Source organism: Blastomonas sp., from assembly GCF_030373265.1.
Classification (GTDB): domain Bacteria; phylum Pseudomonadota; class Alphaproteobacteria; order Sphingomonadales; family Sphingomonadaceae; genus Blastomonas.
This window is the reverse complement of sequence record NZ_JAUCZC010000002.1, coordinates 54,591-67,654: the sequence shown is the minus strand read 5'-3', so window position 1 is coordinate 67,654 and position 13,064 is coordinate 54,591. Positions and strand designations below refer to the sequence as shown.

Sequence of the window (13,064 nt, the reverse complement as noted above, 5' to 3'; positions counted from 1 at the left end):
ATAGCCATAAAGCCCGGATTTCTGCGCGTTAGATAAACATGCAAAATGCACACTACTGCATTAAAAAATTGCAATGCGGCACGTGTTGTGACAATTTTCTGACTGCACCTTGCATCGCCTGAAGAGTGATGGGGGCAAAAGAGCAAGAACAACACTTTGCTTGTGGGAGAAGAGGATGCGCACTTCGTGGAAGCCCGTTCTAGGCTTGCTTTGCACTGTCTCAATGACATCGATGGCTCAGGCGCAGGATGCGCAAGACAGGGAAGCCCCTGAGCGGGATGTGATCATCGTCACCGCGACGCTGCGCGCCGCCGACGTGCAGGACATTCCGATCGCGGTGACCGCGGTCAGCCCCGAGCAGCTCGACCGCCAGAACGTTCAGGACATCAAATCCCTGACCTCGATCTCGCCAAGCTTCAACGTTCAGTCGTCACAGACCGAAAGCCAGGGCACCTCTATCCGCATCCGCGGTGTCGGCACCACCGGCAACAACACCGGGCTGGAAAGCTCGGTCGGCGTGTTCATCGATGGCGTCTATCAATCGCGTCCCGGCATCGCGCTGGGCGATCTGCTCGATCTGGAGCGGCTGGAAATTCTGCGCGGGCCGCAGGGTACCTTGTTCGGTCGCAACACCTCGGCCGGTGCGCTCAACCTGACCACCAAGCGCCCCAATCTGACCAAGGTCGAAGCCTTCGGCAACTTCACCTACGGCAATTATGATTTCTTCAACGTCCAGGCCGGGGTCAGCGTCCCGCTGGTCAGCGATCAACTCGGCTTGCGGGTGTCGGGCGCCTATCGCAAGCGTGACGGCTTCCTGAAAAGTGTCGGCGTCCCGGGTGCGGAAAGCAGCAATCGTGACCGCTATGTCATCCGTGGCCAGTTGCTGTGGGAGCCTTCGCCCGACATCAGCCTGCGTCTGATCGGTGATTACGCCAAGGCGAACGAGAATTGCTGCGATGCCGTGATCGTGCGCGAAACCGAACTGCAGCCGTTCTTCGCGTTCAACGGTCTTCCCAATGACGGCGTGGCGGTGTCCGGCCCTCAGGCGCTCAGGGACCTGCAGACCAACAGCCAACAGTTCCTCAACAACACCGAACAGTATGGCTTTTCGGGCGAACTGAAATGGGATCTCGGCCCCGCGCAGATGACGTATATCGGCTCGTTCCGCCATTTTGAGGCGGAATCGGCGCAAGAATCCGATTTCGTCAGTCTCAACCTGTTCAGCACCGGGCGCGGATCGACCTCGGCTCCGGGTTTCCCGCGTACCGGTGGTCCGATCGAAACGATGACCCACGAACTGCGGTTCCAGGGCAGTGCGTTCAACGATGCGCTCGATTTCCTCGTCGGCGTCTATTATTCGGACGAGCAGATCGACGAAGTGCAGTCGATGACCCTGGGCACCGACTATCAGCGGGCCGTCAGCGCGGGCAACTTCGGCAACCTCGCTGGCGTCAATCCGCTGTTTGCGCTGACCGCGCTGGGCAATGGCGGGGTTCCGGTCAATGCAGCGGGCAACTTTGCAGTCAACCGCTTCCAGCAGGATGCCGAGAGCTTCTCGATCTTCACGCATAACGTCATCAATTTCACCGACAATCTGAGCCTGACACTCGGTGCACGCTATGTCGACGAGAAGAAGCGGGGCAGCTTCGACCAGCTTGCAGCATCCTCGCCTGCCTGCCAGGCGATCACCAACGGCGTGATCACCGGTGCCATCCCGGCTGCGCTCCGGGCAGGCGCATTGGGTGCCACCTGCTTCCCGTTCGCCACATCGGTGGGCATTACCGTGCCCGGTACCGGCGGGACCGTGCTCGCAAGCTCGATCCCGGGACTTCCGCTGCCGCGCGAGTTCAACGAGGTCTTCAAGGACGACGAGCTGACCTATACCGCGCAGCTGGCCTATAACAGCAACAACGGTTTCCTGGCCTATGCCGGGTTCAGCCGCGGCTTCAAGTCGGGTGGTTTCAACCTCGATCCCGCTGCAGCGGCCAATGGCAATGATCCGCGCTTCAATTCGGAAAAGGTCGATGCCTATGAGGCAGGGATCAAGACCGAGTTCGCCAATGGCCGCATCCGTGCCAACCTGGCGCTGTTCCACATGGACATGACCGATTTCCAGGTTCTCGAGTTCACCGGCGTCCAGTTCCAGACGTTCAACGTCGCGGCCGCCAAATCGACCGGTGCCGAGCTTGAAATGTTCGGCCAGTTCGACTCGGGCATCTCGGTCAACGTTGCCGTGACCTATGCCGATGCACGCTATCCCGGCAATTGCGCCAATGGTGTGGTCGGCAATGCCGCGACCCTGCAGACGGTGCGCAGCCTGTGCGGTGCGGACCTGACCAACGCGCCCAAGTTCAACGGTGTCGCCGGCATCACCTATGACAACCAGATCACCGATTCCGGTTGGAAGATGCTGGCCAACTTCAACATCAACTATTCGGACGACCGGCGCACCAGCACCTCGCCGCTGGATACCAATGGCCTGCCGATCCCGCTCGACATCCAGCAGAGCTATTTCAAGATGAACGCGCGGCTTGGCTTCACTACGCCCGATGACCGATTCTCGTTCGAACTGTGGGGCACCAACCTCAACAACGAGATCACCCGCGGCATCACCGCCAACACGCCGCTTCGCGGTGGCGCAGGCACCCGCTCGCGCATCGGCTTTGTCGAAGAGCCGCGCATGTACGGTCTCACGGTGCGTGCGAAATACTGATCTAAGGAATTGATGGGGGACACCGCCTGATCGCCAGCCTGCAAGGGCGAACCTTCAAGCGGTGTACATCAGTGGACTGGGGCGATTCCGTTTGGCGGGATCGCCCCTTTTTTTGGTGGCTGTGCCGCCGGCGTCACTGCTTGGCGAAGGCGTCCGCGATCGAACAGGCGGCCGGGCCCAGGATGACGACGAACAGCGTCGGCAGGATGAACAGGATCAGCGGCACGGTCATGATCGCCGGCAGACGGGCGGCCTTTTCCTCCGCGCGCATCATGCGCTCGTTGCGGAATTCGGCGGACAGGACGCGCAGCGCAGAGGCCAGCGGCGTGCCGTATTTCTCCGTCTGGATCATCGTCGTGACCACCCCGCGCACCGAATCCAGCGCCACGCGATAGGCCAGGTTCTCGAACGCCTGCCGCCGCTCGGTGAGGAAGGCGAGTTCGATCGCGGTGAGCGCGAATTCGTCACCGAGTTCAGGATAGGCGCGGCCCAGTTCCTTTGCGACGCGGTTGAAGGCGGCATCGACCGTCAGGCCTGCTTCGGCGCAGATGACCAGCAGATCGAGCGCATCGGGCAGGCCCTTGCGGATCGCGTCGGTGCGCTTGGTGATGATGTTCTGAACGAACAGATCGGGCGCCTTGTAGCTGAGCAGCAAGATCGTCGCGAACAGTCCGAACTTCTTCATCGGCGTCCAGTCGGGCACCAGGATGCCAAAGCCATAGATCAGCAATGCAGCCCCGCCGCCAAGCACGATCGGCATGACCATGCGGCCGAAGATGATCGCGACCGCGACATCCTTGGACCGGATGCCTGCCTGCGCCAGCTTCTGCTGCGCCGCCTTGAGCTGTTCGTCCTGCAGCACCCGCAAGGATTGCAGCGTGCTGCGCATCTTGTCGGTGGTGTCGCTCTTGTGGACGATGCGCGTGCGCTTCTTGGCGGTGGACGCGGTAATTCCGGCCTTGAGCTGCTCACGCCGTTCGCTCAGCGCCTTGACCCGCTTGGCCATGGGGTCGCGAACGGTGGTGGCGGCATAGATCGCGATCAGGACAGCCAGCGTCGCAACCGCGGCCAGCATTGTCGCGACGAAGATAACGTCGATTCCCATCAGGGTCGGATTGGCTGCGTCAGGCACGGTTTCGTCTTCCCCCGATCAGATTTCGAAACTGACCATCTTGGCCATGATGAAGACCCCGATGCTCATCCACAACAGCCCGCCAAGTCCCGCGATCATCAGGCGTTCTTCGCTGAAGAAGCCGGCGAGATAATCGGGGTTGACCCACCAGATCATGATGAAAACCAGAAACGGCAACGAGCCCACGATATAGGCCGATGCTTTGGACTCGGACGACAGCGCGCGGATCTTGAGCTTCATCTGCGCGCGCGAGCGGAGCACGGCTCCCAGATTGGACAGGGTTTCGGCCAAGTTGCCGCCGGTTTCCCGCTGGATCGCCAGAGTGATGCAGAAGAAGTTGAACTCGGGCGTCTGCAGCCGGTTGGCGCTTTCCTGCAGCGCATCCTCCATCGAGCGACCGATCTTGATCCGCTCGGTGACCAGCTTGAACTCCTCGCCCACAGGCCCGGGGATTTCCTTGGCGACGACCTGCAGCGTCTCGGTGACCGGAAGGCCCGAGCGCAGGCCGCGCACCAGCAGATCGATCGCGTCGGGGAAGTTCTTGGTAAACCCGTTGAGGCGGCGCTTGATGAAGTGGCCGACCACCATGTGCGGCAGCCCAAAGCCGAGCGCCGAGCCGATGAACAGGCTCATCACGAGATGGCCCGACCGCAAATAAACGAGCAGCGCAACGGCGAGACCCAAGCCGATCACCATCTGGGCAAACTGCATCACCGTCCAGTTCTTGCCGGTCATGGCCAGCCTGCGGGCGAGCATCTGAACCTTGGTCAGATCCTCGCCGGTCTGGTTGAAGCGCGGCTTGCGGTTGGCGATTGCCTTGCGCATCTGGGCCTCGACCTTGGCGCTGGCGTTTTCGCTGTAGCGTTCGCGCACGGCGAGAATGCGCCGCTGGAGTTCCTTGCGCGGCGATGGCCCGACGAACGCCATGGCCAGCAGTCCGAGCACCGTCATCAGGCCCGCGGCCAACAGCAATGTCTGCACCATGTTCATGCGCAATCCGTCCGCATTGTGGGCCTGCCTTCCTCCCGCAGGGAGGCAGCAGCGCCGGTTACTTTCTGGCGGGCTTGACCGGCAGCAGCGATTTGAAATCACCGAACTTGCCGAGAAGCGACTTCTTCGCTCCGCCCTTGTCCTTTTCGACCATGACCTCTTCTTCCGCCATGCCCAGGCAACGATCGGTCAGCGACTTCATCACCGCGCCGGCCTTGGTCGTCTTGCCCGCCTCGCAGAACGGCTGGCCAAGCTTCGCGGCCTGGGCTGCGGTCTTGGGGTCCGAGGGGATCAGGAAATCGATCTTGCGTTCGATCGTGGTCTCGAAATCGGCGCGGCTGATCTCCAGGGCGGTCGGCTGCACCTTGTTGGCCACCACCAGAACGCGCGCGGCCGGCGCATTGCTTTTGAGCCAGGCCAGCAGACGGATGGCATCGCGGGCGGACGCTAGGGTCAGTTCGGTCACCAGAACCGCGATGTTGGTTTCGGAAACGAGATGCGGATAGTCGATCAACATCTGGCGCGGAAGGTCGACCACGGTGTTCTCGAACGCGTGGCGGAATTCCTCCTGCAACTGGAAGAAGGCAGTCCCATCGGTGATCAATGGCGAACTGATCGGCGCTTCGGCCGAGAGGATCGACAGCTTGTCGTTCGCCTTGATCATCGCCCGTTCGATGAACAGACCGTCAATGCGGCTGGGGTTGTCGATTGCATCGGTCAGGCCGCGGCCCGGCTCGAGATCCATCGTCAGCGCACCGGTGCCGAAATGCAGGTCGAGATCGAGGAGCGCGGTCGAATGTCCGGCATTCTTGCTGAGCTGCCAGGCAAGCGAAGTGGCAACGGTAGACGCGCCCACGCCGCCGCGCGTGCCGATCACCATGATCCCGACATGCGCACGCTCAGCCACCACCTCGCCAGCCTTGGGTGCGTTCAGCATCGCTTGGGCCTGCAGGATGGTGTCGCGGATCTGATCGGGCCCGACGGGCTTGAGCAGATAGTCGTGCAACCCGCTCGAGATCAGGTCGCGGTATAGCCGGACATCGTTGACCTGGCCCATCGCGATCACGACGGTGCCCGGCTCGCAGACTTCAGCCAGCGCGTTGATATCGTTGAGTGGATCACCCGATTCGGACAGGTCCACCAGCAGGATGTTGGGGCTGGCCGTGATCGACAGCGACTGGACGGCGTTGCGCAGGCCGCCCTTGTTGCACTTCTCGGGGGGCCAACCCATGTTGATCGCCGTCGCGCGGACTATGTCCAGCGTGGGCTCGTCGCAAATATACGCGGCAAACTGGTCGCGGGTGGCGGCCATGCCTGGCTTCCATGGTGCGTTCACTGCGATCCTCCCTGTGCGGTAGAGCCTTGCTTCAGACCGTCAGCTCCGGTGGGTGGCGCCTCGCGATACTGCTTGATAGCCGTGTTGGAACGCTGGGTTTCCACCGTGCCGGAGCCGGGCTCCCCGCGCACCAGATCTTCCTTGTTCGCCACCATGGCGGCGAGGTTGGAGTTGGTCGCACAGCCGTAATTGCTGCTCGTCGCGTTGCGGTAGTTCATCTCGAGCTTGGTCTTCCAGTCGGGACAACCCGGAACCTCGGCGGTGGTGCGGGTCACGACGACGCGCACGGTGCCAGGAGCGATATCGCCGGTGGTAACCGGGGCGACGTCGCCGACCAGCAGGCCATGGCGCGATGCCACCGCCTCGACCGAAGACTTGACCACGACATTGCGGCCGGCGGGATCGTCGATCGCGACGCGGTCACCATAGCCCAGATCCATCGCCTGGAACCATTCGGCCAGGCGACGCTGTTCCTGCGTGGGCAGCGAACCGCCCTGCGCGTTCAGATCGAGCGTGTAGTTCGATCGCGACACGATCGGCTGGTGGACGCTCTCCACCGACCGGTTGCTCGACATGTTGCCGCAACCGGACAAGGTCAGGACGGCCGCGGCTGCGATGGCTGCATGATAAGCGCGCATTGTAAGTCTCCTCGGGGCGGACGCTGGCCTCACTCGAATGAAAAACCGGGGGTAGCGGCGGCCATGGCGCCGTCCTTGCCTTTTTTCCTGGACGATCCCTTGTCCGCCTTTGCGTCGCGTTGCGGCTTGGCGGCTGACGATGGCAGGGCACGGGGCTGGGCGGGAAGCGCACCGAATTCGGGGCCGCCGCTGCCGCCTTCGGCAGGGGCAACGCGCGGCATGGGCCGCTCGCCGCCGGAAATGCCGTCGGATTGCTGGTGGTTGATCAGCCGCTCCAGCTCACCGGGCGTCTGGAAGCCATCGGTGGGCATCTTGATCTCGTTGGCGTTGACCGGCTTGACCAGATACGGGGTCACCACGATCACCAGCTCGGTTTCCCCGCGCCGGAAGCTGGATGACTTGAACAGGTTGCCGAGCACGGGGACGTCGCCCAGGCCCGGTGCCTTGTCGACCAGGTTCTGCGTGTTGTTGCTCAACAGTCCAGCGATCATGAAGCTTTCGCCCGATCCCAGCTCGATGGTCGTTTCGGCACGCCGCGTGGTCAGCGCAGGGATCTGGTTTCCGCCCAGAGTGACAGCCCCCTGGGTCGACAGCTCCGAGACTTCCGGACGAACGCGCATCGAAATGCGCCCGTTGGCAAGCACCGTGGGCGTATACGCCAGGCTGACACCGAAGTTCTTGTACTTCACCGTGACGTTGCCCAGCCCCTGGGGCACCAGGATGGGATATTCGCCCCCTGCCAGGAACTCGGCAGTTTCGCCCGAGAGCGCCGTCAGATTGGGCTGGGCGAGGGTCGACACAAGGCCGACCTGTTCACCCAGATCGAACGCACTCGCGACGTCTACGCCGAACAGCCTTCCGGCCAGCTGAATTGCTGTCTGGGCTCCATTGGCGGGCCCGAAGGTCGTCGTGGTATTGCCCGTGACGAACTGGCCCTTTGCCGGATCGAACGGGAGAAACAGCGAACCTTCGGGCAAGCCGAACTGCGAGGACGCATCGAGACGTGGCAATGACCCAACGTTCGGGACCCTGCCAAGCTTGTCGCCGAAACTGCTTGCGGCTGGGTTGCCCCGGCCGATACCGAACTGAAAGCCTCCCGTCGTGTCGCGAGTCAGCAGGTTGGAGCCGATTTCCTTGACCAGCGAGCGGCTGACCTCGGCAATCCGCACCTGCAGGTTGACCTGCATGGGCGTTGCGGTCTGCAAGCGGCTGATCACCTTGACGTCGTCACCGACAAACGCCTGTACCAGGCGTTCGGCTTCGGCGCTGTCGACCGGTGCCCCGACAACCCCGGTCAGCAAGACCACGCCGTTGAGCGTGCTCACGCGAACCTTGGCATCGGGCATGGCCAATGTCAGCATCTGGTCGATCGAATCGAGGTTCGATCCGACCCGCACCGTGGCGGAATAGACGACCTGACCGGCCGCATTGCTGGCATACAGCGTCGTTTCACCGCCGGCCTTGCCGAAGACATAGAGCTGCTGGGACGATTTGACCTGGACATCTGCGACGCCGGTATCGGCGACGAACAGATCGGTCATCGATCCGGGGAGCTGGATGAGCTGGCCGCGTCCGATGGAAAGGACCAGCGTTTCAGCGGGGCGCTGCATCGACGACTGTGCGCTGGCCGGGCTGCCCGCGAAGGGCGCAATTCCGGTCAGCAGGCCTGCCACGGCAACGCCGCCGCACAGCAGTGCACCCTTGAGAATATTGGAAAAACGCATGGTCATTTCCCTCCGACCGGAACAACGGTCACTTCATTGCCACGCGAGACCCTGACGACCGGACCCATGGGAACGGCGGGAGAGCTGGCGATCGTTGCGGGCGCGCCGGCAGGCATCGGCTGACCGGAATATTCGGCCTGACGGCGACCGCTGGACTGCGGCGGTACGGTGCGACGCTGGAACCGCGAGACATCACCGCCGGTGACATAGGTCACGTCGGTATCGACCGGGCGGGTGGCGAGCGCTTTGAGGATCTTGTTCTCGGTCTTGCGATCGGCGCCTTCGGGCAGCGTGACGTCACCTGCAGCCATCGAGCGTTCAAGCTCGGCCTCGTTGTCGGCGATCGAACGCAGCGACAGGCTGAGCGTGCCGATGGTCTGTGCGACGGCGATCTTCTCGGCCAGCTTGGGCGTGGCTTCGACCGTCACGGTGGAAAAGGCGATGACCTCGGTGTTCCCCTCGGCGTTCTCGGCATTGACCCGCTGGTCGGTGGCAAGCACGCGAAGGTTGCGAATGATCGTCTCGGACGCCTTGAGCGCCGGGCCGCCATCGCCGTCAACTGACTGGGTCAGGACCAGGTCGACGCGGTCGCCCGGAAAGACAAAGCCCGCCACGCCGGTGCGGGCGGACACGGGGACGGTAACGGCACGCATGCCGGGGCCGAGCGCTGCCGCCAGAAAGCCGCGATCGCCGGGCTTGACCAGCGACCCTTGCGTGACCGGCTGGCCGGCGGTGATCGCGTTGCGCACCACGGTGCCCAGCAGCGTTTCAACCTTGGCGCCGTCTTCCAGGAAATAGGCATTGCTCACCAGCTTGGCGGGCCAAGGCTGGAAGGCGACGCTGTCAGGCGTGATGATGGTTCCGACGGGGAGCGACCGGTTGGCCACCAGCACGCGCGGGCCGTTGGGCTCGGCCTGCTGCACAGCCGCCGTGACCTCGGGCGCGGCCGAGCCGGTGAAGAGGCTTCGGGCCAAAAATGCCGTGCACAGCGCGACCAGTAGCGCGCCTGCCAGCAGGATGACTTTCCGTTTATCCATGACGTTGATGGCCCCCAAAGTCCTTCAGAATGTGTGTGTTTTCAGGCAAAATGGTTAAAAAACCGTTCGCCAACCGGCCAAAGCGCCGCAATTGCGATGGCAACGCCATATGGCACCTCGGGTTGGCCCAGTTTTCGATGCAGCTTGTGCTCGGCAACGATGATCACGGTGAGCACCGCGCCAATCAGCGACATCGCGATCGCGACCTTGGCCATCACCTGCCAGGGGAACCACAAGGCCAGTGCGCCCAGCAGCTTGACGTCGCCACCGCCCATCGCGCCAAGCGCGAACATGGCCGCGAAGAACACGAACACCCCGACGCCCAGCGCCAGTTGCACGGCAATATCGGGCCACAGCGAAAGCCCGCAGGCCCACCAGAAAAACGGGGCGGTCAAGGCGATGCCGGCATTGAGCCAGTCCTCGATTTCGCGGCGCACGATATCGGTATACGCCGCGTGCAACAGCGCGATTGCCAACATGGCCAGCAGACCGTAGACGAAGAGGCTGTTTTCCATGGGGTCTGGCGTATAGCGACGATGACTTACCAAACAGTAACCATAGACCGGCGCGCCATTCCGCACGATGCGATCGAAGCCACCTGGACCGCCGCCGATGGCTGGCCGCTGCGGCGGATCGACATGATGGCGCACGGGGCCGAGCGCGGATCGATTCTGTTCATGCCGGGCCGCGGCGACATCTATGAAAAATATCTCGAAACGCTGGCGCATTGGCAGGCTGCGGGCTGGAACGTCACATCCGCCGACTGGCGCGGGCAGGGCGGCAGCGGCCGCATGTCCGACCATCAGTATGTCGGGCATATCGAGGATTTCGCCCACTGGATCGACGATATCGCCGGATTCTGGGCCGATTGGACCGCATCGCGGCCCGGGCCGCATGTCGTGGTCGGGCATTCGATGGGCGGGCATCTGATCGCGCGCGCGATTCAGGACAAGCGGATCGCCCCCGCCGCAGCGGTTCTCAGCGCGCCGATGCTGGGATTGAAGGGGTTGGGCCTGCCGATGTCCTTCGGCCATCTCGTCACCCGCATGATGCGTCGCCTCGGCCCGCCGGAACGCCCTGCCTGGAAGGTCAGCGAGAAACCCGCATCGCCGCTGGCGATCCGCCAGACCCTGCTCACGCACGACAATGCACGCTATGCCGATGAATTGTGGTGGTGGGAGCAGCGCCCCGAACTGGTGATGGGCCCGGCGAGCTGGCATTGGGTCGAGCGCGCGTATGAATCGAACATCCGCCTCAATGCCCCGGGCAGGTGGGAATCGATTCGCACGCCGATGCTGCTGATCGGCACCAGTGCCGACCAGTTGGTCGACAACAAGGCGACCATCGCGGCGGCTGCGCGCATTCCCGGTGCCGAATTGCTCTCGTTCGGTCGTGAGGCGCGGCACGAGGTGCTGCGCGAGGTCGACGCTATCCGTGACCGGGTGCTGCAGGCGATTGACGATTTTCTGGCGCGCAAGGTCGCCGGAGCTGCGACCGAAAGGGTCGGAGCCGCCGCCTGATGCCCGATGTCTGCCATGCCTGATTACGACGTCGTCATCATCGGCGCCGGGATCGCCGGGGCGAGCCTGGCTGCGGAAATCGCGCCGCATTGCCGGGTCGTGATCGCCGAGGCGGAGGATAGGCCCGGCTATCACGCCACCGGTCGGTCTGCTGCCTTCTGGGCGGAAAGCTATGGCGGACCCAAGGTCCAGCCGCTGACCACCGCGTCGGGGCCGTGGCTGCAATCGCCACCGCCCGGCTATGGCGATCGCAGCTTCCTGGCGCCGCGCGGCGCTCTGACGCTGGCCCGCGCCGACGAACTGCACCTGCTCGACGCGTTTGAGGCCGATTTCGATGGCTCGGGGGTGCGCATGGAGCGCCGCGGCCGCGCCGCGCTCGAGGCAATGGTGCCCGGCCTTGCACCCGATATCGTCGCCGGATCCTTCGAGCCCGATTGCCGCGATATCGATGTCGGCGCGCTGCACCAGACCTACCTTGCCGCTGCCCGCCGGGCAGGCGCGGCGATTGCGCTGCGCAGCCCGTTGATCCGCGCTGAACGGGATGACGGCGTCTGGACACTGTCGCTGGGCATCGAACGGGTGTCGGCCACGTATCTGGTGAATGCAGCGGGGGCATGGGCGGACCGCGTCGCGGAGCGGGCACAGGTGCGGCCGCTGGGCGTCCAGCCCTTCCGGCGCACCGTGCTGCAGCTTCGCACGGCGCCCCAGCCGCCCGCCGACCTGCCGCTGACGCTGGGCGTGCGCGGCGATTATTATTTCAAGCCCGAAGCGGGCCGGCTGTGGCTGAGTCCGCATGACGAGACGCCGGAAGATCCTGCCGATACCGCGCCCGACGAACTCGATATGGCGATCGCGATCCATCGGTTCGGCGAGGTCGTGGACTGGACGATCGAGGCGGTTGAACACCGCTGGGCCGGCCAGCGCAGCTTTGCGCCCGACAGGCTGCCGCTGATCGGCTTTGCTTCCGATTGCCCGAGCTTTTTCTGGTTTGCGGGGCAGGGGGGCTTCGGCATCCAGACCGCGCCGGCTGCGGCCAAGCTTGCCGCTGCCATCCTGTTGGGCATCACCCCCGATGCGATGCTGCGCGATGTCGACGCACAATTGTATAATCCCGCACGCCTGGGGTGAGAATGCTGGCTTGCCCTTAACGTGCGTTATATTCTCGCTCCGGTTTCAGGGAGGCGAATCGATGGCGCACAGTTTTGAGATCTACAAGGACAAGGCCGGCGAGTTTCGGGTGCGGTTCAAGTTCAATTCGGAAGTCATGTTCTCGACCGAGGGCTATGCCAGCAAGGCTTCCGCCAAGAATGCGATCGAATCGATCAAGAAGAACGGTCCCGAAGCACCGGTCGAGGACAACAGCTGACTGAACCTAACGTCCCTTTTGCGTCATTCCCGCGAAAGCGGGAAGCCCGCTTAGAGCAACGGCCGAGCAGAAGCGGGACCCTCGCCTGCGCGGGGGTGACGTCGATCGTTGTTCGAAGTGTTGCCCGGCAAAGGCGCCGTCAGCGCCCCACCGCCATCGCCGCGGCGCTAGCGAGCTGGTCGGCGCGCTCGTTTTCGGGGTGGCCGGCATGGCCCTTGACCCAGCGCCAATCGATCTGGTGGCGGGCCACGGCGGCGATCAGTTCGTGCCACAGATCGGCGTTGCGCACCGGCTTCTTCGAGGCGGTCTTCCACCCGTTGCGCTGCCAGCCATCGACCCATTTGGTGATGCCGTCCTTGACATAGGTGCTGTCGGTATACAGCACGACGATGCACGGCTCGATCAGCATGTCGAGCGCGCGGATCGCTGCCATCATTTCCATGCGGTTGTTGGTGGTGTCGGCTTCGCCGCCGGACAGTTCCTTCTCGTGCTTGCCATAGCGGATGATCGCGCCCCAGCCGCCAGGGCCGGGGTTGCCCTTGCAGGCTCCGTCAGTGAAGATTTCGACCGTTTTCATGTCTGTTGAACCATCGCCTTGATCTGACCCG

At 63.5% G+C, this 13,064-nt stretch carries 12 protein-coding genes; 4 read left to right on the top strand and 8 right to left on the bottom strand.

Features of this window, described 5'->3' with window-relative positions; translation table 11 throughout:
* The first annotated feature begins 223 nt into the window (after nucleotides 1-223).
* Nucleotides 224-2,713: a TonB-dependent receptor gene (locus QUV11_RS01465; RefSeq protein ID WP_300880127.1), complete on the top strand. Its 2,490-nt coding sequence runs from the start codon at nucleotides 224-226 to the stop codon at nucleotides 2,711-2,713.
* A 133-nt stretch (nucleotides 2,714-2,846) separates the two neighbouring features.
* On the opposite strand, the gene QUV11_RS01460 is transcribed toward QUV11_RS01465, so the two are convergent.
* The 7 genes from QUV11_RS01460 to QUV11_RS01430 are packed head-to-tail and all read right to left on the bottom strand — an operon-like array spanning nucleotide 2,847 to nucleotide 10,085.
* Nucleotides 2,847-3,818 (bottom strand): type II secretion system F family protein, encoded by a 972-nt coding sequence (locus QUV11_RS01460; RefSeq protein WP_300880126.1) that lies wholly within the window; start codon nucleotides 3,816-3,818, stop codon nucleotides 2,847-2,849.
* Nucleotides 3,819-3,863: 45 nt separating this feature from the next.
* Nucleotides 3,864-4,835, bottom strand: coding sequence for a type II secretion system F family protein (locus QUV11_RS01455; RefSeq protein ID WP_300880125.1), 972 nt, complete (start codon nucleotides 4,833-4,835; stop codon nucleotides 3,864-3,866).
* Between the two features lie 58 nt (nucleotides 4,836-4,893).
* Nucleotides 4,894-6,171, bottom strand: a complete 1,278-nt coding sequence (locus QUV11_RS01450) for a P-loop NTPase (protein ID WP_300880124.1) — start codon at nucleotides 6,169-6,171, stop codon at nucleotides 4,894-4,896.
* Nucleotides 6,168-6,809 carry a CpaD family pilus assembly protein gene (locus QUV11_RS01445; protein ID WP_300880123.1) on the bottom strand — a complete coding sequence of 214 codons (642 nt, stop codon included), beginning with the start codon at nucleotides 6,807-6,809 and terminating at the stop codon, nucleotides 6,168-6,170. Before QUV11_RS01445 ends, QUV11_RS01450 begins: the two co-directional genes overlap by 4 nt.
* A gap of 29 nt (nucleotides 6,810-6,838) precedes the next feature.
* Nucleotides 6,839-8,539 carry a type II and III secretion system protein family protein gene (locus tag QUV11_RS01440; RefSeq protein ID WP_300880122.1) on the bottom strand — a complete coding sequence of 567 codons (1,701 nt, stop codon included), beginning with the start codon at nucleotides 8,537-8,539 and terminating at the stop codon, nucleotides 6,839-6,841.
* Nucleotides 8,536-9,570 carry a Flp pilus assembly protein CpaB gene (gene cpaB / locus QUV11_RS01435; protein WP_300880121.1) on the bottom strand — a complete coding sequence of 345 codons (1,035 nt, stop codon included), beginning with the start codon at nucleotides 9,568-9,570 and terminating at the stop codon, nucleotides 8,536-8,538. The genes QUV11_RS01440 and cpaB overlap by 4 nt, the downstream gene beginning before the upstream one ends.
* 41 nt (nucleotides 9,571-9,611) lie before the next feature.
* On the bottom strand, nucleotides 9,612-10,085 hold the full coding sequence (locus QUV11_RS01430; RefSeq protein WP_300880120.1) for a prepilin peptidase: 474 nt from the start codon (nucleotides 10,083-10,085) through the stop codon (nucleotides 9,612-9,614).
* A 21-nt stretch (nucleotides 10,086-10,106) separates the two neighbouring features.
* On the opposite strand from QUV11_RS01430, the gene QUV11_RS01425 reads away from it, so the two are divergent.
* The 3 genes from QUV11_RS01425 (at nucleotide 10,107) to QUV11_RS01415 (ending at nucleotide 12,456) form a co-directional block, all read left to right on the top strand.
* Complete coding sequence (locus tag QUV11_RS01425; RefSeq protein ID WP_300880119.1) at nucleotides 10,107-11,090, top strand: alpha/beta fold hydrolase; 984 nt, start codon at nucleotides 10,107-10,109, stop codon at nucleotides 11,088-11,090.
* 15 nt (nucleotides 11,091-11,105) lie between these two features.
* Entirely contained in the window at nucleotides 11,106-12,218 is a 1,113-nt protein-coding gene (locus tag QUV11_RS01420; protein ID WP_300880314.1) for an FAD-binding oxidoreductase, read from the top strand.
* Nucleotides 12,219-12,279: 61 nt separating this feature from the next.
* Complete coding sequence (locus QUV11_RS01415) at nucleotides 12,280-12,456, top strand: YegP family protein (RefSeq protein WP_300880118.1); 177 nt, start codon at nucleotides 12,280-12,282, stop codon at nucleotides 12,454-12,456.
* Between the two features lie 139 nt (nucleotides 12,457-12,595).
* Here QUV11_RS01415 and rnhA read toward each other — a convergent pair whose 3' ends face one another.
* Entirely contained in the window at nucleotides 12,596-13,033 is a 438-nt protein-coding gene (gene rnhA, locus QUV11_RS01410; protein WP_300880117.1) for a ribonuclease HI, read from the bottom strand.
* Between the last annotated feature and the right edge of the window lie 31 nt (nucleotides 13,034-13,064).